The organism is uncultured Sphingosinicella sp. (assembly GCF_963974575.1).
In the GTDB taxonomy this organism is placed as follows: Bacteria; Pseudomonadota; Alphaproteobacteria; order Sphingomonadales; family Sphingomonadaceae; genus Sphingosinicella.
In genome coordinates, this window is record NZ_CAXBBQ010000002.1 from 415,122 (window position 1) to 435,073 (window position 19,952).

The following is a 19,952-nucleotide window of genomic DNA, read 5'->3' on the forward strand; positions in this document are numbered from 1 at the left end:
CCGCCGCTCCATGGCTGCCTCCCATAGCGGAGGAAGACCAATCATGCGTTTCGTCAGGTTCTTCATCATTGCGGGTATCATGAGCTTTACCAAGCTCAGCGGCGCCACTTCGGTGTTTGCCGCCGCCGCAGAATGCAAGATCGCGCCGGCTCGGCCTCACGAAGCAGGTCGCGTGAAACGGCCGCGTCGGGTTTGCACCTCAGGGCAAACCATAGCCGTTGCAAAAAAGCCGGTCGTTGCCGCAGTGCGGCTGCCGGTCGTTTGCGCTAGGTGCCAACGCTACCGCGTGCAGCATCATCGGACAAAACCGTCCCCTTCCGGGCGGCTTCCGCGCGCTTCGCGGTGCAATAGTCCTCGCTGGCGGTCTCGATCGGGCGCAACGCCTCGAACTTCACGAGCAACGCGGCACGCAGGCGCTCGATCTCGTCTTCGAGCCGCGCAAGCTCCCGCGCAAGACGGAGCATCTCAGATCGGCGCACGGCCGCATCCGGGCTGATATCGAACGGAGGCCCTGCCGCCCGTGCCTCCCGCTCCCGGCGCAGCGTCGCATCGGCATCGACGATCGCCCCGGCAAAAACCGAAAGCTGCGCTTCGGCGCCGACGAGCGCCTGGCGGATATCGTCCAGTTCGTTGCGCCTCAACCTGCGGTCATCGTCATACGGCGTCTTCACAGCGCGCGCCCCCGCGGTTCCGCGCGAAGCTTGACTGTATCTCCAGGAATCGAGGGGCGTTGACAGCGCATGGGGCCAGTATGCCCGTGCGTAGTTAATGCCGCCTTGCCGCCCAGATTCCATAACTGATTTAAAACGAAACAAACCGTGACTCAAGTGCCACAGGAACAATTCAAAGCGCAGTCGCGTTAACTTTTACGCGGCGTTAACCTTTGTAACCCATAACGGGCATGGTTAACGGATTGTACGCGGCAGGGCCGGGATTGGCTGTTTGCCGTTGGGGGACATGAAGAGGGCTACTCAATGCGGGTTCTGCTGATCGAAGATGACGCGACCACGGCGAAGAGCATCGACCTGATGCTTTCGAGCGAAGGCTTCAACGTCTATACCACGGATCTTGGCGAAGAAGGCCTCGATCTCGGCAAGTTGTACGACTACGACATCATTCTTCTCGACCTGAACCTGCCCGACATGCACGGCTATGACGTGCTGAAGAAGCTTCGGCTTGCGAAGGTCGGGACGCCGATCCTTATCCTTTCGGGCCAGAACGAGATGGAATCGAAGGTTCGCGGCCTCGGCTTCGGCGCCGACGATTACGTGACGAAGCCATTCCACAAGGAAGAGCTGGTGGCGCGCATCCACGCCGTCGTCCGCCGCTCGAAGGGTCATTCGCAATCGGTGATCAAGACCGGCAAGCTCGGCGTGAACCTCGACACCAAGACGGTCGACGTCGACGGCTCCCGCGTGCATCTGACCGGCAAGGAATATGCGATGCTGGAGCTGCTTTCGCTCCGCAAAGGTACGACGCTCACCAAGGAAATGTTCCTGAACCACCTTTACGGGGGCATGGACGAGCCGGAACTCAAGATCATCGACGTGTTCATCTGCAAGCTGCGCAAGAAGCTTTCAGCCGCGTGCGGCGGCGAGAATTACATCGAAACGGTGTGGGGCCGCGGCTATGTGCTGCGCGATCCAGAAACCGGATCGGCGTCAGCGACCGAAGTCGCCGCTGCCTGATCGCAAACACGCTATCGTTCTGAAAGAGCGGCCTGCTTCGGGCCGCTCTTTTCGTTTGCGCGGAGGCCGGAGGCTTGCGCTTGCCTCCCCTGGGGCACATCAGCGCTGCAATTGATCCGGCACGCGCGTTGCTTTCGACACGGTAGGCCGGGAAGGCGAAGAATAGCGCCGTTCGCATGGAACGCTCGCTCGAATAGCCGGGGTTCGGGTCGGTCTGCGACCCCGTTGCTTCGGCGCTTACACCCGCGAGGAGAGAAAGCCTTAACCATTCGGTGTGATTAACCAAACGAAACAATGTTGGGACATCCACCCCTTCGTTCAGGAGATCATTTGTGAAGCGTTCGCTCTTGCTGGGTGCCGCGTGCTGCGCCCTCGCTGCCCCCGCTTTCGCCCAGGACGTCCAGACCGCCGCTGTCGAGGACGATCTGAGCGCCAACGAAATTGTCATCACCGCCACGCGCCGCGCCGAGACCGTGCAGGATGTGCCGATCGCCGTCACCGCGATCAGCGGCGATCTTATCAACAACGCGGGTGTCACCGATATTCGCGGCCTGGAGCAATTGAGCTCCAGCCTTGAGGTTTTCACCGGCCAGTCTGCCGCGACCGGCACCTCGCTTTCGATCCGTGGCATCGGCACCGCAGGCGACAATCCCGGTTTCGAGCCGGCCGTCGGCGTTTTCATCGACGGAGTCTACCGGGCCCGCGCGGGGCTTGCGCTTGCCGAGCTTCCGCCGATCGACCGTGTCGAGGTGATGCGCGGCCCGCAGGGCACGCTCTTCGGCCGCAACACGTCCGCAGGTGCCCTCAGCCTCATCACCGAAGGCCCCTCGTTCGATCTCGGCGGCTATGCCGAAGTGAGCTACGGCAATTACGACGCGATCTCGCTGAAGGGCGGCATCACGGGCGGCGTAACCGACACGGTGGCGCTGCGCCTCGACGGCATATATCGCGAGCGCGACGGCTACATCCGCGATGTGAATTCGGATCGCAGGTTCAACAACCTCGACCGCTATACGCTGCGCGGACAGACGCTGGTCGAGAAGGACGACCTGAAGATACGGTTCATCGCCGACTATTCGAAGACCGACGAGCAGTGCTGCGGCGCCGTAAGCGTCGTTGAGGGCCCGACGGCTCCGGCCATTCAGCTCGGCGCTTTGCTTGCTGGGTTTACCGGCATCTATACGGGAAAGCCCTCAGAGCGCCGGACGGCTGCGACACCGGGCCGGAGCTACGACGAAGCCGTTGAAGAGTGGGGCGTTTCCGCCGAGGTCACGTATGACTTCGAGGCCGTTACGCTGACCTCCATCACCGCGTGGCGCGACTGGGACGTGCGCCGCAACCAGGACATCGACTTTTCCGGCTTCGACCGCGCCTATCGTGAGGGATACAAGCCGGGTCTGCGCGACTTCACGCAGGAAATCCGCCTGCAGGGTTCAGCCTTGGGCGATCGCCTCGACTGGCTGGTGGGCGGCTTCTACCTTAACGAGAAGCTGACGCTGACCGACCGCGTACGCTTCGGCACGCAGGCGAATTTCTACAGTGACGCGCTGTTCGCGCCGAGCGGCTTCGAGCTGTTCGACACGTTCGGCCCCGCCGTTCCGGAATTCGGACAGGTCCTGATGGCCCTGAACCCGGCGCTGGCAGCCGCCGCCGCGGGCGATCCGGCGCTGTTCGCGCTGCTGAATTCGCCCTTGCCCGGCGGCAGCGAGGGCGACGGCCAGATCGACGATCGCTACCGCGTGAAGACGGAGGCGCTCGCGCTCTTCACGCACAACGTGTTCGAGATCACCGACACTCTGAAGCTGACGCTGGGCCTCCGCTGGAACCACGAGAAGAAGAAGATCAACGCGAACCTCAATGCGGTCTCGCCGACATGCGACTTCTATCTCGATCCGTCGACCTCGATCCTGACGGGCGCGCTCGCGACGCTGGCGCCGGATGCCATTCTGCTGACCTGCAACCCGACCACGAACCCCGAGTTCAACGGGCTTTACAAGGGCAGCCGCAGCGAGAACGAACTCACCGGGACGGCGAAGCTCGCCTATGCGGTCACGCCGGACTTCATGCTCTATGGCGGATATGATCGCGGCTACAAATCGGGCGGCTACAACCTCGATCGCGGCGGCTTCGACTCGGTCATCCTCGGCGGCGACGGCGGGCAGATCGAAGATCTGGAGTTCGACAGCGAAAAGGTCGATTCCTGGGAGGTCGGCTTCAAGTCGCAGTGGGGCCGCGCGTTCACGCTGAACGTCGCCGCCTTCTATCAGGACTTCTCGAACTACCAGCAGCTGGTGTTTTCGGGGAATAGCTTCGTCACGATGAATGTCGACAAGACAGTGTCGAAGGGCGTGGAGGCGGAGAGCACCATCCGACCGGCACGCGATCTGACTTTCCAGCTCAGCTACAGCCTTGTCGACGCGAAGATCAAGGATAGCAGCAACCTAATCGGCACGCCGCTCGAGTTCGAAGCCGGCAAGCAGATCGCGCTGATTCCGCGCCACACGGTTACGGGCGCCGCGACGTGGACACCGCCGCTCAGCGACACGCTGAACGCGCTCGTGCACGCCGACTTCCGCTTCCAGAGCGAACAGGCGACGAGTTCGCAGAGCCGCGGCATAGCGGACAACGAGGGCTTCGCCGTCGTCAACGCGCGTATCGGCGTCGCATCGGCCGATGACAAATGGCGGCTGGAATTCTTCGTCGAGAACCTGTTCGACAAGTACTACCACCTCGGCACGTTTGCGGTGCCGGAGCAACCGGGCACGATCGCGGCCTATCCTGCGATGCCGCGCTTTTATGGCGTTTCGGCCCGCATCGGGTTCTAGCGATAGCGAAAAAGGGGCGGCCCCGGGAGTCTCCAGGCCGCCCCTCCCCGCTCGGCACACTAATGGGCGGTGCCGGGAAGCGTGGCTTGCGCAAGGTTTCGCGAGCTTGAAATCACTGCGTCGACATGCGCTGTCGCTGTGAGCGACGTGTTGCGGACACATGCGCGGCGGACCATTTCCATCGCGATCTCTGCACTTGGCCGTGTGCCGCAGGCAGTAAACACCGCATCCGATGCGCGCTCACGCAGGGCGCGCTCGCCTGCGAGCGTTGTGAGATCGAGATCGGCAAAGCTGACCGCGACGGAGACCGGCTCGGCATGCGAAGACGCACTGACGAGACCGGCCGTCGCCGCCGCCGCCAGCGCGATCGCTGTGCTTCTGACATAGAACATTCCGGGGAAACTCCTGTGCTGTGGGGTTCGCGAGGGGACACCGGGGAGGAAGGGCTGGGGGGGAACGTGTCCGCCTCGCGATGGCCCCTTATCGTCCACGAGCGTGACCGCCGCGTGAGAAGCGGGTCAATGCAGCGTCAAAAAGCAGGTCAAAGAGAAAATCACACCGGTCGGGGTTTGACGAAGATCAAAGACAGCCATCCTGCGAGAGCGGACAAGCCGTGCTGAAAAGGCGGCGCCGATGGGGAGAATGGCATTGATCCCGAGCGATTTCGAATACCATATGCGCCGTGCCGGCGAGCACTGGCGCCTTGCCCGGGCATCCGTATCCCCGGAAAAGCGCGCGATGCATAGCCGTATTGCCGACGCCTATATTCGAATCGCTGAAAAATTTTGGGATCAGGAACGAATCGCCGGCATTCCTGCAACAGGCGGACTCATGCGCCTTCAGTAAGCGCAGTGCGAAAGATCAAAAACGCGCGCGTTTTGTAAACCAGCCCGACACATCGGGTAGCGTTCGTTTCCATCCCGTGACAGCCGCGTGAACTTTATATGAGCGGCTCGACTTACCCAAAAAATGCGCCTCATAGCCGACCCCGGCAAATGGTTAACAAGGGGTCTTCATTACATGCGCACGCTTTCCGTTCTCGCCGGCCTGCTCGCCGCCGCAGCCTTCCCTGCCAACGCCGCCGCCCTGAAGGTGCGCGGCACGACGAGCGTCACGCTCGGCGACGCTTCCGAAATCCCCGCTTATGACGCGAGCGGCGACCGCGTGTTCGTCGTCGGACTCAATGACGACAACGCATTTGTGAAAATCGTCGATGCGAAAACGAGCACCGAGATCGGTACACTCGACACGCACAGCTATTTTGCGGGCGGCTCTGCGAACAGCGTCGCAGTGGGCGGCGGCAAGGTCGCGGTCGCGATCCAGGCCGCGAACAAGACCGATCCGGGCCGCATCCTCGTTTACGATCTCGCGAACCTCGCTGCTGCGCCGCAGTCGTACACAGTGGGCGCGCTTCCCGATCAGGTCAGCTTCTCGGCGGACGGCACGCAGCTTCTCGTGGCGAACGAAGGCGAGCCTTCGAGCTACGGAAAGCCTGACAGCGTCGATCCCGAAGGCTCGATCAGCTACATCAACCTTAGCGCCGGAACGGTGAAAACCGCTGGCTTCGGCGCGTTCAACGCCAGCAAGTCGGACCTTCAAGCCAAGGGCGTGCGGATCTTTGGGCCGGGCGCATCGGTCGCGCAGGACCTTGAGCCCGAATACACGGCCTTTTCGCCCGACGGCAAAAGCGCATTCGTGACGCTTCAGGAAAACAACGCCATCGCTGTTGTAAATCTGGACGGGCCGGACGGCCCCGTCGTCACCGACATCATCCCGCTCGGTTTCAAGAGCTATGCGCCCGGCGCCAACCGATTGGACCCGTCGGACAAGGACGGCATCAAGGGTAATCTGCAGAGCCGTGCAGGCGTTTACGGCATGTACATGCCGGACGCGATCAAGAGCTTCACCTCAAACGGCAAGACCTATTTCGTGACCGCCAACGAAGGTGACGCCCGCGAATGGGATGGCTTCGTCGAGGAAGTGCGCGCCAGCACGCTCGGCGACTACGGCATCTTTAACCGGCTCAACGTCACGAACACGCTTGGTGCGGAAGGTCCGGCAGACGGTGAGCTTTTCACCTTTGGCGGCCGGAGCTTCTCGATCCTCGACGAGAACGGCAACCGCGTGTTCGACAGCGGCGATGTGATCGAGCAGATCATGGCCGCACGTTTCCCGGACGCCTTCGATGACGGCCGCAGCGACAACAAGGGACCGGAGCCCGAGGGGGTCGAGATCGGCATCGTTGATGGCCGCATGGTGCTGTTCCTCGGCCTCGAACGGTCGAACGGCAGCAGCCTCGGCTCGGTGCTGGCGTTCGACATCACCGACTTCGGCCTTGGTGTTGCGCCGAAATATCTGGGCGCGATTGTTTCCGACCTGCTCGGACGGCCCGAAGGGCTCAGCTTCTTCACGCGTGACGGCAAGTCGTTCCTCGCCGTCGCCGACGAGGAGACGGGCAACCTCGCCATCTATGCGCTCAATGTCGTGAGCGAGCCCGCCGTTATGGGGCTATTCGGTCTCGGCTTGGCCGGGGTCGTCGCGATGCGCCGTCGGCGCCGTACGAAGGCGATCTCGTAGCACGCGTTTCCTGCCCCCTCCGGCGTCTTTTCTAGAGGCCCTGGGGGCAGGCCTTCCCTGCGCGCATACTGCGTGCCAATGTGCTGCTATTAATATGGCAGGAGGCATCGGGCGTGGCAGGAAACATCTTCAGGCGTCGCAAGGGCCTGGACGACTGGCAGAGCTATTCCGGGAACCGCGCGCTTAGACGTACCTTGACCTGGCCTCATCTTGTTGCACTCGGTGTCGGCGCCATCGTCGGCACTGGAATTTACACGCTGATCGGCATAGGCGCGGGCAAGGCAGGCCCCGCCGTGATCGTATCCTTCGCAATTGCCGGTCTGGTCTGCGCTTGCGCCGCTCTCGCTTATGCGGAGCTTGCCACGATGATGCCGGCCGCGGGCAGCGCCTACAGCTATTCCTACGTGGCACTGAGTGAACCCGTGGCATGGATCGTCGGTTGGAGCCTCGTGCTTGAATACACCGTGGTCTGCGCGGCGGTCGCGGTCGGCTGGTCGGGCTATGCGGTCGGCTTCCTGAACAGCTGGGGCTTCACGATCCCGCACGAGTTCGCCGCAGGGCCGCACGCGGGCGGCATTCTCAACGTGCCCGCCGTCCTCATCACTATGGCTGTCGCGGGACTGCTTGCGCTCGGGACGCGAGAGAGCGCGTTCGTGAACACGCTGCTCGTGCTGCTCAAGATGTCGGCGCTCGCGCTTTTCATCTTCCTTGCCCTCCCCGCCTTCGACGCCGCCAACCTCGAGCCCTTCGCCCCCTATGGCTGGGGCTCCGAAGAGATCGGCGGCAACACGGTCGGCGTGATGGCGGGTGCGGCGCTGATTTTCTTCGCCTTCTACGGGTTCGATGCGGTTTCGACAGCCGCTGAAGAGGCGAAGGACCCGTCGCGCGACCTCACTATCGGCATCATCGGATCAATGCTGATCTGCACGGTCGTCTATATGGCGGTTGCGGCAGCGGCGATCGGGGCGATGCCTGTCGCCGCGTTTTCGGCAAGCAGCGAGCCACTCGCATTCGTGCTGCGTTCGCTCGACTGGCCGGTCGCGGCGCAGCTGATCGGTGCAGGCGCCATTGTTGCGATGCCGACCGTGCTGCTCGCCTTCATGTACGGCCAGAGCCGCATCTTCTTCGCGATCGCGCGCGATGGCTTGCTGCCCGAGCGGCTGTCGCACGTGAACGCCCGCACCGGCACGCCGATCTTGATGACCATGGTTACCGCCGTCGTCGTCAGCATCATCGCGGGTTTGCTGCCGCTCGGCGAGATCGCCGAGCTGGCCAATACGGGAACGCTCGCGGCTTTCACCGCCATCGGCATAAGCCTCATCGTGCTGCGCCGCCGCGCGCCGAACGCAAAGCGGCAGTTCCGTGTCCCCTTCCACCTGCCGATCGCACTCGTCGCCATTGGTGGCTGCCTTTATCTGTTCGTCAGCCTCCCCGAAAAGACGCAGCTCAGGTTCCTTGTCTGGAACCTGATTGGCGCGGCCGTTTATCTCGCTTATGGGATGCGGCAGAGCCTGATCGCCGTTGCCAGCCGGAAGGGAGCCTGATGTACCGCCTGTTCGTCCTCGCCAAATGCGACCTTGGCCATGCCGCCAGTGTCGGCAACCGGATCGCGGAGATGGAGGAGGTCGCGGAGGTCTATTCGGTGACGGGCGAGTATGACCTGCTTATCAAGGTGGGCTTTGGCGATCTGCCGGAAATCGAGGATTTCGTGCAGGAGAAACTGCACAGCGTGCCCGGTCTCAAGGAGACCGTGACGATGATGTCTTACCGGGTTTACGGTGAGGACATTGGGGATTTTGTGAGCTGAAATTTATGAAGTAGTCGGCGGAGGGGCGCTCTCGTCTTGTGATGAGACGAAAATCTCATTATGAGGTTTTTGTCGAATCAACCTGACGATGAGATGACGGCGATGACGAGTGGACATTTGAGCCGGGAGGAGATGGACCGGCGGATGGATGCGCATTTCGGGTTCGAGGCGCGCGATGATGTGGAGGGGGTGCTTGCGACGCTTTCGCACGACGTGGAACACGACATCGTCGGCTGGCCGGCAGGGCCCACGCACGGACGTGACGCGACGCGGGGTTTTTATGAAGCGCTGTTTCAGGACCTCTCCGACGGGCGCTTTACGACGCTGAGGCGCCTCTACGGGGAGAATTTCCTTGTCGACGATTCACTTTGGGAAGGGTTCGCGCCGGGCCAGCCGTTCGGCGTTTCGGGCGGCGGACGGCCGCTGAAGTTCCGGCTGCTCCACGTGATCGAGTTCGCGGAAAGCGGCGACATCGCGCGCGAGAACGTGTGGGTCGACCTCGCCGCCATCCTCCAGCAACTGCCGCAACACTAAAGTGGCGCGGGCGGAGCAGACGGGACGCTGGAAACAGCGGCGGCGAACGCGTCAGGACATTCTGGCGGCCGCCGCCGAATTGCTGAAAACGGGCCAGAAACCGAGCCTGGAGGAGATCGCGGACGCCGCGCTCGTCTCGCGCGCGACGGCCTATCGGTACTTTCCGAACGCCGACGCGCTGCTGGTGGAGGCGGCGCTGGAGATCGACTTTCCGAAGATCGGCGACGTGCTGGCGGGGGCCGACAACGACCCGGTGCGACGCGTGGAAAAGGTCGATGCGGCGCTCCACGCGCTGATCGCGGAGAACGAGGCGGCGCTGCGGCTGATGATCGCGAGCGCGCTGGAACGCGGCGCGCGCGGCGACCTCCCCGTCCGTCAGGACCGGCGCACGCCGATGCTGACGGAAGCGCTGGCGCCCGCGCGCGCATCGTTCAAGGTGGCCGACTACGACGCGCTGATCGCGGCGCTTTCGCTTATCGTGGGGCCGGAAGCGATGATCGTGTTCCGCGACGTGCTGCGGCTGGACGACGCCGAAGCGGCGCGCGTGCGCCGCTGGGCGATCCGGGCACTGATCAGCGCAGCAAGCTAGCCGCCGACGACCATTTCCAGCGTCACCGCCGCAACGGCGAACTGACCGCGCATCTTTTCGGCGATGACGGCGGCGTCATGCTCGGAAAGGCGGGGGACGACGACGCGCATCTCCAGCTTTTCGCGGATGCGCCGCGAACGGAACATCGAAGGCACGAGATCGCGCTGCGCGAAATAGTTGAGCATTCTGAGGCTGATATGCGGGTCCACATTCGCAATAATCTCGAAATGCGCGCTCCTGCTCACAAAGGCGAGATGCGGCCCGGAAACGGCGGGCGCGGCGGCAGCAAGAGCGGTGGACATGACATTCCTTTTTCAAGTTTGCGGCGTGCTTTTCGCACGCGCGCACAGAAAAAGGGATGCAAAGCGATTGAGCTTTAACCGATTCTGTGCATAAAAATCGTCAAATTCAATTTTACAAAGCGAAATTTATGCGCCTTGACGATTTCGACCGAAAAATTCTTCGCGTGCTGCAGGAGGATTGCAGCCTTTCCACCGCGGAGATCGCCGAGCGCGTCGGCCTGTCGCAATCGCCATGCTGGCGGCGCATCGCGGCGATGGAGGAGGACGGAATCATCCGCAAGCGCGTGGCGCTGATCGACAGGCGCAAGGTGGGACTCGGCGCGCAGGTCTTCGCCAACGTGAAGCTTTCGGCGCACGGACGCGCGCACATGGCGGAGTTCGAAGCGACGGTGCGGGAGATAGAGGAAATCCAAGAATGCTACGTGCTGATGGGCACGACGGACTTCCTGCTGCGGATCGTGACGACGGACATCGAGGCTTACGAGAAGCTGTTCTTCGAGAAGCTCTCCCGCCTGCCCGGCGTGCAGGAGATCACCTCTTCAATGGCGCTTTCGGAGATCAAGAGCACCACCGCGCTGCCGGTCAGAGCCTCTCAAGCCTGAGCGGAAGGCCATCGCGGGGCCGGGGCATGGGGAACATGGCGAAGTCGGGCGTGTACCCCTCCGGCAGCACGATGCGGCGCTTGTCCAGCAGCTCGAACAGGAAGGCCTTCGCCTGCATGTAGGCGAAGTGGAGGCCAAGACACATGTGGCCGCCGCCGCCGAAGGGCACCCAGGCGTATTTGTGCCTGCCCTTTGAATTTTCAGGCGAGAAGCGCGCGGGATCGAACCGGTCCGGGTCCGGCCAGAGATCGGGGAGACGGTGTGTCATCATCGGGTTGACGCCGATGTGCGTGCCCGCCGGAATGGTATAGTTCCCGAACGTAAAATCCTTGAGCGCGCGGCGCGGCAGCGCGGGCACGGGCGCGTTCAGGCGCATCGCCTCCTTGAACGCCCACTCGGTCTTTTCAAACCGGTCCAGCTCTGCGTAGGGAATCCTGTCCCCGAAATCGGCGCGCGCGCCGCGCACCTCGGCGCGCAGTTCCTCCTGCCATTCGGGCGAGGCGCCCAGATAATAGACGGTGGAGGTGAGCGATGAGGTGAGCGTGTCGTGCGCGGCCATCATCAGGAAATTCATGTGATCGATGATTTCCTGATCGGTGAGCAGGCGCGTCTGCCCGGTCGCCTCGTCCTCGTGCTCCGCATTGCAGATCTGCGTGAAGATATCGTCCCCCGCCGCGCCGCGGCGCTTGGGGATTTCCCGCCCGAAGAAGGCGCACATGAAGGCGCGCCCCTTCACGCCGCGCGCCATCGCGGTGAACGGCAAGGGCTTTCGCACGATGCCGATGGACGCGGCGACCATATCGACGAAGCTGGTGTTGATGCGGTCCGCCTCCGGCCCCCAGGGGATGCCGAGGAACGAGGTGGCCGCGAGATCGAGCGTGAGCTGCTTGATCGCCGGATAGAACTTCACATCTTCCGGCCACTTGGCGACGCGCGCGGCGATGCCATCCTGCAGCGCGCCCAGGTAATTCTGCATCGGCGCGGGCTTGAAGGCGACCGACAGCGTTTTGCGGTGAACGCGGTGCTCCTCGAAATCCATCAGCATCACGCCGCGCGGGAACACACGATCGAGGATCGGATTCCAGCCCTGCTCCGACGAGAAGGTCTTGTCGCGATCCATGAAGACAAGCTCGTTCGCCTCCGGCCCGATCAGCGTGACCTGCCAGCCGCCGCCGATGTTGGGCGTGCGGTAAACGCGCCCGAAGCGATCCACCTGATCGCGCACCATGGTGAGCGGGTCTTTCAGAAAGCGCAGCGTGCGTAGAACCCTGCCGAGCCGCGAGCCCGGAATTTCCCCCGGCAGATGCGCAAGATCGGCATAGCCCGTATCGCGAAGCCGCGCGAAACGCTCCGCCGGCGTCGAGCCGTCGTCGGTGCGGAACTCCTGCGGATGAACCGGCGCGTTCATGGACAACCCTCCCACCCAAAGCCCGCATTCGGGCCGATCGTGTGCGGCGGGCACCCCTCCCACAGCGCACCCGCACGCACACAGCATCCGGCCGCGCGACTCTCCCTTCGCGCGCAAAATGCGGAGTTAGGATACGCAAAAACGGGCTGAGTGCAAATCTAATTTACACTAAGGTAAGTGGGAGGCGGGCGTGACGTTAACGAGCCATAACAAACAAACTCACTTACTACTAACAACCTATTTGGTTGTTCGTTCGAAAATTAGTGACGATATTGCGTTCGCCTGCCGATTCCGCCGCTACGCGCCACGCGACCGTGCCGCTAGGGGCGCACACGATGACGACGGGATATAGGCGGATGGTTTATGCGGAGCTGGGGGTATGACGCCCAAGCTAAACCTTGAGTGGTGCCGCCTCAGATTCAGACGGTAGAGGGTGCCGTTTGCCTTATTCAGATCGCTGACGGTCGGGTTTTGTAGTGTTGCTAAGGTCGGGATGGGTGGTCATGCCCCAAGGGAGGGCTGGGCAGAGATACCACCCCAGCAACTGCGGGCATACATACGAAAGCAAGGAAGCCGAAAAGGAACTTATTGTCAAATTACTTGCCAAGACAATTAATAGGACCCATCATGTTTGAAGAATTACCAAGAGAAATGGTTGAATGGATATTAAGCCATCCCCAATCCCGTAAACCCGTTTTGCTTCCTGCAATAGCCGCAATTTCAGTATGTGAACATTACTTGGGCACGTGCTTTTTGGAATCGAATAGCCCTTTGCTCAAACACAAACCCAATTTTATTGGGGATTCATCCCGTGAATTTGGACTGCGCCTTGTTCAGATTGCTTCGAGCGTTTTCGCACTACGGAATGAACCAGGCTTCCTTGAGATTTGCCGGCGCTTGGCAACGCGCCCCCTGGTAGCGGCCTTCTACGAAGCCAAGGCCGCATACCATCTCCAAGAGTTTGGCTTCAGGATTTCAGCTCGACCCGAAACTCTTTCAAAACGAGAAGATTTCGACTTCTCCATTTCTTTTGGGGAGACGGTAGTCAATGTTGAGGCAACGGCACTTTCTGGAAAGCAATTTGGTTCGAAGAATATTAAAAACGCCCTCTCAAAAAAGCGTAAACAGCTTCCCGATGATAAGCCAGCCATTATCATTTGCTTTGTGCCGGGCTTTTGGCGGGAGACTACACCAAGCATAGGAATCGAATTAGAAAGGCTTGCACATGAGTTCTTGCGAGGAACGCGCCGCATCAATTACCTCTTTTTCCTCGAAGACATTTTTCATATATCCACAGGCAGTAAGGCGATTACACGATGCTTCTATTATAAAAACCCCAATCCGCGAATGACCGACCCGATTCTAGACAGTATGATTGACGCGAATAAGGTGACTGATGCACAAACGCGCGCGATCTTGCAAAATGGCGTACAGAACGGTTTTGCTGGAACGGGAGCTTTTGCGAATTGGCTTATTTGGCTTAACCAACGCTTACATTAACTGTTGTTACGTCATTCGCACAAGACAATCTATGCCCTCAGTGCTGCTATGTGGCGGAGCGTGTATTCACACCCTTTCCCCCTCAGCCCGCCCAAACCTCGCGCAACAGCCGGTCGAAATTCCCGCCGATCACCTTTTCGATGACGCGCGCCGGGTACTTCGCGCGGTCCCTTTCAGCGGCGTTTTAATAAAAATCGTCACCCCGGCGCAGGCCGGGGTCCATGCGACCTACCCGGTTATAGAAACGGATAAAGATCACTCCATTCCGGGTTCGCTTCATTGATAAGCCGCAGCTTCCACGCGCGGTTCCATTCCTTCAGCGCCTTCTCGCGGGCGATGGCCTCGCGAAAATCGTCGTGCTCTTCGTACCAGACGAGCATTTTCACATTATACCGCTTCGTGAAGCCGGGAACGTAGCCTTCTCGGTGTTCATGCACCCGCCGCGCGAGATCGTTCGTGACGCCGATGTAGAGCGTACCGCCCTTGCGGCTCGCCATAATATATACCCAACCGCGTGGCTTCACGGGCGTATGGGCCCCGGCCTTCGCCGGGGTGACGGTTGGGAGGTTGGCGTCCCTCTGGCGAAGCGGTCGTGCATTGGCGCTTCAGTGCGACGGGGGGTCGGCGGTGCGTGTTTCGCCCCTCCCCTCACCCCGTCCAAACCTCGCGGAACAGCCGATCAAAGTTCCCGCCGATCACCTTTTCGATGACGCGCGCCGGGTACTTCGCGCGGTCCATTTCGGCGGCGATGATTTCCATGCGGCGGGCGCTGTTGAGATCGGGGACCGCAACCGGCCCATCGGCCTCTCCCGGTGCACCGATGCCCGCCTTCTGCCGCGCCTCTGCCGTCTTGCGGACGATCTCCATATAGGCGGGGGAGATGTCGACGGGGGTGATGCTCTGGTCGCTGCCGATGCCGACGTGATCCTCTCCGCACAGGCGGATCGCGTGGGTGAGGTGCTTCATAAAGAGCGCGCGCGAGGGCGAGACGGGATCGCGGCCGAGGAAGGGCATCAGATACATGCCGACGACGCCGCCGGTGTTCGACACGGCGCGGAGCGCGGCGTCGGGCTGGTTGCGCTGGCTATCATAAATCGTGCGCGCGCCGGTGTGCGAGCAGGTGATCGGCTTCGATGAGGCCGCAGCGGCGTCCATCACCGTTTGCGGCGTGGCGTGGCCGGTATCGACGAGGATGCCGAGGCTGTTCATGCGCGCCACCGCCTCCCGCCCAAGCGGCGTGAGGCCTTCGCTATCGGGCAGCGAGCTGCCGGCGCCGAGCGCGTTGCGATCATTGTAGGTGAGCTGCATGATCTTCACCCACAGGCCGCCGAACGTTTCGATGAGGCTGAGATCCTCGCCGATCATCCCCATGCCCTGAAAGCCGAAGATGATGCCGAGCTTGCCCTGCGCCTTCGCGGCGGCGAGGTCCGCATGGCGCTTCACGAGCAGGAAATGATCGGGGTGCGCCTCGATATGGCGGAGCCACTTCGCGATTTCCTTCACCGTGCCTTCGAAACCGCCGGGCTTGCCCACGGTGAGGTTGACCGCGGTGATGCCCGAGGCGCGGACGTTCGCCAGCTTTTCGGGGGTGAGCTCGCCGGGGGGCGGATAAGGCACGTTCCACGTGTCCGGCGAGGCGAGCGCATCGATGACGATCGCCTTCCGGTAAAGCGCGGCCACCGACGCCGGGATGGCATCGGTGGTGGCGGCGATGGCGGGGGCAGCAAGCGCGGTGAGGCCGAGGCCCGCCGCGCCGGCTGCGAAGGCGCGGCGGCTGATCTCGCTGGTTCCGGTCATGATGCCCCCTGCCCCTTAGCGTTTCGCGACGGCGTGGACGACGTCGACGTAGAACTTCTCCGCCTCCGTGATGCCCGCGACCTTCGAACCTGGCTTCGGATCGATGACGATGAACTCGTTCGGCGCGTGCGCGCCCGCGCCGTAGCCGATGCCCGCCGAGACGATCGGCATCTTCAGGATATCGGTGAACACGTAATACGGCGCGCTGCCCGCAAGGCGGGGCATGACGCTCGGCGTGATGCCGTACTTGCGGTACGTGCCGATCACCGCCTGCACCAGCGGCTCCTTCACCGAAGACTGCGCGGGCGGATAGCCCGACAGGCGCGTGAGCTTGATGTCGGTGAAGCCCTTGCTATCCAAGTGCGCGCGGATCAGGCGCTCGGACTCGTCGGGCGTCTGGTTCGGCACGAGGCGCGAATCGAACTTCGCGGTGAACTTGTGCGGCAGGATGGTCTTCGTGCCCTCCCCCGAATAGCCGCCCCAGATACCGTCCATATTGAGCGTGGTGTTGAAGAGGTACTGCGTGATCGCCTCGCGGCCGGACATGCCGCCAATCCACTTCTCGACGCCGAGCGACTTCTGCATCGCCGCCTCGTTCGCTTCCCAGGCGGGGAGGACGCCGTTGATAAGCTCCTGCTCCTCCTGGTTCGGCTGGCGGATCGAATCGTAGAAGCCGGGCACGGTGATGACGTTGCCGTCGGGCGAGGTGAGGCTCGCGATCGCCTGCGCGAGGCGGAGGCCCGGCGCATCGACGATGGCTTTCAGCGAACTGTGGATCTCGGCGTCCTTGGGGCCGCCCTGCGGGCCGCCCTGCGCCTCAAGCTCGAAATAGATGTTGCCCTTGACGCCGAGCGACATCTGAACGCCGCCCGCAAGCGTCTGCCCCATCATCGGGAAGAGAACGCCGCCGTTCGCCTGCTTCAAACGGTCCGCATATTTGGCGATGAGGTCCGGGTAGTGCGGCGAGCCAAGCTCCTCCTCGCCTTCCGCGAGCAGCATGATGTTCACGGGCAGCTTGCCCTCGGCCTTGATGATGGCTTCGAGCGCATTCAGGAAAATGCGTTGCGGCCCCTTCTGGTTGGTCGCGCCGCGCGCCATGAGCACGCGGCCGAGCGCATGATCTTCAAGGATGGTGCCCGCGAAGGCATCGACCTGCCAGCCCACGGGCTCGATCGGCTGCACGTCGTACATCATGTAAACCGCGATCGTCGTCTTCGCGCCCGCGTCGTAATAGCCCCAGACGCCGGGGTGGCGCTTGGTGGGGGCAAGCTCCGCTTCCTTGAAGCCGAGCGCCTTGAGATCCGCGATCAACATGTTCGCCATGTCGTTAACGCCGTCGTTCTGCGCGCTGATCGAACGCTGGCGCACCCAGCGCTGCACGTTCTCGATATGCGCGGCCTTGTTGGCGTCGATGTATTTATAGGCGGCGGCGTGCTTGCCCTTGTAGGGCGAGACCTTGCCGGCGTCGTAAGCCTTCTCCGTGGTGAAGGGGAACTCAGGACGCTTCACCTCCTGCGCGGTGGCGGAAAGCGTGATCGCGGAAAACGCGGCGGCGAGAAGCAGAGATTTCATCGGGGGAACTCCTTCAGGGTTATTCGGCAGCGGCGATGGGCGCCGGGACGGGGGGATCGATGTCGGTAAGGCCGAGCTGCTTCCAGTTGATGAGCGCGTTGTAGAGCATCCGGAACTCGCCGAGGTTCTGCCAGCGCCACACGGGGTTCGTGGCGAACATCAGGATGCGGCCCTCGCCCTGCGGGATGTTGAGGATCGCGGCGCGGTCCTTCACCCCATCAGCGCCGCGCATGAAGCCGCTCAGCACGCCCTCCTTGCCGCCGGGGAACTCCATCATGACGCGGCCCTTCAGCCGCTCCGGCACGCCGTAGAGCGTGTTCGACGCCCAGCGCACGGGCATTTCCGCCGCGTCGTAGCCGTAGAACACCGGGTTCTTCGGCTGCAGCACCTTCGCCTTCACGATCGGGCCGGGCGCGTAGAAATCACCGGGTGCACGCGCGGTGACGATGTCGTTCACAAGGCCGAACTCGACCGGCACGGCGCTCGCGTCGCCCGTGGTGATGAGCGTGCCGCCCGCATCCACGAACTTCCGAAGCTCCACCATGCCTTCAAGGCCCATGCCGCCGCGCACGTCCTCCGACGACCCGTAGTCGCCGAGGAAACGGTAACGATCCGTCTTCGTGTAGGGCAGCGGCTTACCCTTCATGGGAATATCGAAAACGATATCCTTCGTCGAACGGCCCTGCGTCGGCAGGATGATGACGTCGTACTTGTCACGGAGATTGCCGGCGCGGACCTGCTCCTTGAAGACGAGGTCGTACGCGATCTCGTGCTGGTCGAAGGCGTAGCGCACCCAGCCGACCTTCTCGCTCGACCCCCATGTGCTGAACATCGCCGTGCGCGGCAGCACACTCTCGTGCGCGGCGGGCTTGCCGCTGACGGCGACGGCGTGAAGGCCGAGCGCTTCCACCGCGGGCTTCAGAACGTCGTAGGCGCCGCCGTCGACGAGCAGCGAACCCGCCGGGATGGCCTTGCCGCCCGCCTTGAAATCGGCCTCGGCAACACTGACCTTCGCGTCCTTCAGGCGGTAGCGGAGCGTCGCGAGACCGACCGAGCCGTTATCGAGCACCGCATAAGTGCCAGCACCACGGCCGGAAATGCTGCCGCGCGGCGTCTGGCGATCGACGGGCGTGGTCGGGATATCGAGCGCGGCCTTGTCGTCCACCTCGACCACATCGACATGCGCCATCATGCCCATGGTCCAGGCGGCATCGTCGTAGGTGCCGAGCTTCTCGTCGGGGTAATTGTCCTGCTTGCGAAACAGGATCTTCGCCAGGCGCCCGTAGGGCTGATCGAGCTTCACAACCAGCGAGCCGGCGGGGTAGCTGGCGTCCTTGAGCTTGACCGACTTCGTCGCGCGTCCGACCTCGATGCCCTGCAACCGCAGGAGATTAGTCACGAAGGCAATGCGCGTCTCGTCCTTCTGGCCGCCGGGAATGATATACGCGTAAGGCGCCTTCGTCTTTCCGTTTTCAACGGCATTCGCGCTCTTCTTGTAGAAGTTTTCGAGGATGACGTTCGGGTGCTTGGCGGCAAGATCGAGCGCGGTCAGCACGCCCGTCTGCATGTAGTTGGTGTTGTTGCGCATCGACCAGACAACCTCCTTGTAGGGAGGGCTGGGGCGATACCAATCGCGCTTCGTCCAATCGCCGCCACGCACGGACGTCTGCACCTCAGGCGCGACATGGCGGAGCATGGTGGTCGCGCCGCCGTTGCCGAAGGTTTCGTACATGCGCAGCATACCGTTGTGGTTCGACGACATGAAGGCGAGGTAGCCCGGCGTCCACGCATCGACAAAACCGTGCGTCCACACGCCCGGCATCCCGTATTTGGTGAGCTGCGCCATCTCGTAGTTCGCGAACCACGGCAGCTCGCCAAACAGGATCGGATCGAGATCGGGGTTCTGCGGCGCCTGACCGCTGTAGGTGTAGAGAAACGGCACCGATTCATGCAGCTCGTGCATCACCGGCGGATGCCATTCCATGTAGTATTTCATCAGGTGACGCGCGCTGACATCCGAGAAGTTAATGTCGCGGTTGTTGTCGTGATAAATATACTTGCCCCAGTAAGGCGGGCCACCGGGCTTGTTGCGGTCGTCGGTCTCGTCGATGAGGTTGCGGTAATACCAGTCGACATAGCGGTCGCGGCCATCGGCCTCCAGAACGGGGCTGAGCGCAACCACGAGGTTGTCGCGAATACCGCGGATCATCTCGCCTTCGTCGGTGAGCAGGCGATAAGTGAGCTCCATCAGCATCTCGGGCGGCCCAGTTTCGGCGCTGTGAAGCCCCGCCGACAGGTGATAGATCGGCTTCGTTCCCGCGATCACGGCAGGCGCGTCTGCGGCCGGCAGCTTGCGCGGATCGGCGAGCAGCGCGAGATTGGCCTTATAGGTGTCGAGCTTCGCCAGGTTTTCTTCCGACGAGATCATCACCACGATATTCTCGCGGCCTTCCTCGGTCTTGCCGATCTCGATGATCTTTATGCGCGGCGATTTTTCAGCCAGCGCCCGGTAATACCCAACGATCTGATCGTAATAGTGCAGCACCTTCGGCGCGCCGATATGGTTACCGAGATTCTGTTTCGGAGACGGAACAGAATCCGACACCGGCAGATGATCGACGAGTGGGCTGCTGAACTCCGGCTTCGTCGTCCACGCCTTCACGGATTTCGCGAAATCCGGGTCCATCGGCTGCGCCATCACCGTCGTTCCGAGCAGTGCCGCAATCGCAACGCTGACCGCCATTTTCATAC

Annotated in this window: 18 protein-coding genes; 10 read left to right on the forward strand and 8 right to left on the reverse strand. The window is 62.3% G+C overall.

The annotated features are described in order from the left end of the window. Positions 1 to 266 precede the first annotated feature (266 nt). Positions 267 to 671, reverse strand: coding sequence for a hypothetical protein (locus tag AAC014_RS05085; RefSeq protein ID WP_339704957.1), 405 nt, complete (start codon positions 669 to 671; stop codon positions 267 to 269). Positions 672 to 974: 303 nt separating this feature from the next. On the opposite strand from AAC014_RS05085, the gene AAC014_RS05090 reads away from it, so the two are divergent. Both AAC014_RS05090 and AAC014_RS05095 read left to right on the forward strand, forming a co-directional pair. Next, positions 975 to 1,688, forward strand: a complete 714-nt coding sequence (locus AAC014_RS05090) for a response regulator transcription factor (protein ID WP_339704960.1) — start codon at positions 975 to 977, stop codon at positions 1,686 to 1,688. 332 nt (positions 1,689 to 2,020) lie between these two features. Then, the gene (locus AAC014_RS05095; protein ID WP_339704963.1) at positions 2,021 to 4,513 is read left to right on the forward strand and encodes a TonB-dependent receptor; all 2,493 of its coding nucleotides are present in this window, start codon (positions 2,021 to 2,023) and stop codon (positions 4,511 to 4,513) included. A 59-nt stretch (positions 4,514 to 4,572) separates the two neighbouring features. On the opposite strand, the gene AAC014_RS05100 is transcribed toward AAC014_RS05095, so the two are convergent. After that, the gene (locus AAC014_RS05100) at positions 4,573 to 4,905 is read right to left on the reverse strand and encodes a UrcA family protein (RefSeq protein ID WP_339704966.1); all 333 of its coding nucleotides are present in this window, start codon (positions 4,903 to 4,905) and stop codon (positions 4,573 to 4,575) included. Positions 4,906 to 5,155: 250 nt separating this feature from the next. Here AAC014_RS05100 and AAC014_RS05105 point away from each other — a divergent pair, with 250 nt between their 5' ends. From AAC014_RS05105 to AAC014_RS05130, 6 genes are all read left to right on the forward strand, one after another. Next, positions 5,156 to 5,359, forward strand: coding sequence for a hypothetical protein (locus tag AAC014_RS05105; RefSeq protein ID WP_339704969.1), 204 nt, complete (start codon positions 5,156 to 5,158; stop codon positions 5,357 to 5,359). 174 nt (positions 5,360 to 5,533) lie between these two features. After that, positions 5,534 to 7,090 carry a choice-of-anchor I family protein gene (locus tag AAC014_RS05110; RefSeq protein ID WP_339704972.1) on the forward strand — a complete coding sequence of 519 codons (1,557 nt, stop codon included), beginning with the start codon at positions 5,534 to 5,536 and terminating at the stop codon, positions 7,088 to 7,090. Between the two features lie 146 nt (positions 7,091 to 7,236). Further along, positions 7,237 to 8,634 carry an amino acid permease gene (locus AAC014_RS05115; RefSeq protein WP_339705351.1) on the forward strand — a complete coding sequence of 466 codons (1,398 nt, stop codon included), beginning with the start codon at positions 7,237 to 7,239 and terminating at the stop codon, positions 8,632 to 8,634. Next, positions 8,634 to 8,897: an Lrp/AsnC ligand binding domain-containing protein gene (locus AAC014_RS05120; RefSeq protein WP_339704975.1), complete on the forward strand. Its 264-nt coding sequence runs from the start codon at positions 8,634 to 8,636 to the stop codon at positions 8,895 to 8,897. The genes AAC014_RS05115 and AAC014_RS05120 overlap by 1 nt, the downstream gene beginning before the upstream one ends. Positions 8,898 to 8,999: 102 nt before the next feature. After that, complete coding sequence (locus AAC014_RS05125) at positions 9,000 to 9,431, forward strand: ester cyclase (protein WP_339704978.1); 432 nt, start codon at positions 9,000 to 9,002, stop codon at positions 9,429 to 9,431. 1 nt (position 9,432) lies between these two features. Continuing rightward, entirely contained in the window at positions 9,433 to 10,020 is a 588-nt protein-coding gene (locus AAC014_RS05130; RefSeq protein ID WP_339704981.1) for a helix-turn-helix domain-containing protein, read from the forward strand. Here the strand turns inward: AAC014_RS05130 and AAC014_RS05135 are convergent. Further along, the gene (locus AAC014_RS05135) at positions 10,017 to 10,322 is read right to left on the reverse strand and encodes a hypothetical protein (RefSeq protein ID WP_339704984.1); all 306 of its coding nucleotides are present in this window, start codon (positions 10,320 to 10,322) and stop codon (positions 10,017 to 10,019) included. The two genes, AAC014_RS05130 and AAC014_RS05135, sit on opposite strands and share 4 nt — an antisense overlap. Positions 10,323 to 10,450: 128 nt before the next feature. On the opposite strand from AAC014_RS05135, the gene AAC014_RS05140 reads away from it, so the two are divergent. Further along, the gene (locus AAC014_RS05140) at positions 10,451 to 10,924 is read left to right on the forward strand and encodes an Lrp/AsnC family transcriptional regulator (RefSeq protein WP_339704987.1); all 474 of its coding nucleotides are present in this window, start codon (positions 10,451 to 10,453) and stop codon (positions 10,922 to 10,924) included. Here the strand turns inward: AAC014_RS05140 and AAC014_RS05145 are convergent. After that, positions 10,905 to 12,332 carry a cytochrome P450 gene (locus tag AAC014_RS05145; protein ID WP_339704990.1) on the reverse strand — a complete coding sequence of 476 codons (1,428 nt, stop codon included), beginning with the start codon at positions 12,330 to 12,332 and terminating at the stop codon, positions 10,905 to 10,907. The genes AAC014_RS05140 and AAC014_RS05145 overlap by 20 nt on opposite strands. A 627-nt stretch (positions 12,333 to 12,959) precedes the next feature. Here AAC014_RS05145 and AAC014_RS05150 point away from each other — a divergent pair. Then, complete coding sequence (locus AAC014_RS05150; protein WP_339704993.1) at positions 12,960 to 13,832, forward strand: hypothetical protein; 873 nt, start codon at positions 12,960 to 12,962, stop codon at positions 13,830 to 13,832. Positions 13,833 to 14,068: 236 nt separating this feature from the next. Here AAC014_RS05150 and AAC014_RS05155 read toward each other — a convergent pair whose 3' ends face one another. From AAC014_RS05155 to AAC014_RS05170, 4 genes are all read right to left on the reverse strand, one after another. Continuing rightward, positions 14,069 to 14,356, reverse strand: a complete 288-nt coding sequence (locus AAC014_RS05155; RefSeq protein ID WP_339704996.1) for a GIY-YIG nuclease family protein — start codon at positions 14,354 to 14,356, stop codon at positions 14,069 to 14,071. A 124-nt stretch (positions 14,357 to 14,480) separates the two neighbouring features. Further along, complete coding sequence (locus tag AAC014_RS05160) at positions 14,481 to 15,629, reverse strand: membrane dipeptidase (RefSeq protein WP_339704999.1); 1,149 nt, start codon at positions 15,627 to 15,629, stop codon at positions 14,481 to 14,483. Positions 15,630 to 15,644: 15 nt separating this feature from the next. Then, positions 15,645 to 17,201, reverse strand: a complete 1,557-nt coding sequence (locus AAC014_RS05165; RefSeq protein WP_339705002.1) for a M20/M25/M40 family metallo-hydrolase — start codon at positions 17,199 to 17,201, stop codon at positions 15,645 to 15,647. A gap of 19 nt (positions 17,202 to 17,220) precedes the next feature. Further along, positions 17,221 to 19,950 carry a M14 family zinc carboxypeptidase gene (locus AAC014_RS05170; protein ID WP_339705004.1) on the reverse strand — a complete coding sequence of 910 codons (2,730 nt, stop codon included), beginning with the start codon at positions 19,948 to 19,950 and terminating at the stop codon, positions 17,221 to 17,223. Positions 19,951 to 19,952: the final 2 nt, after the last annotated feature.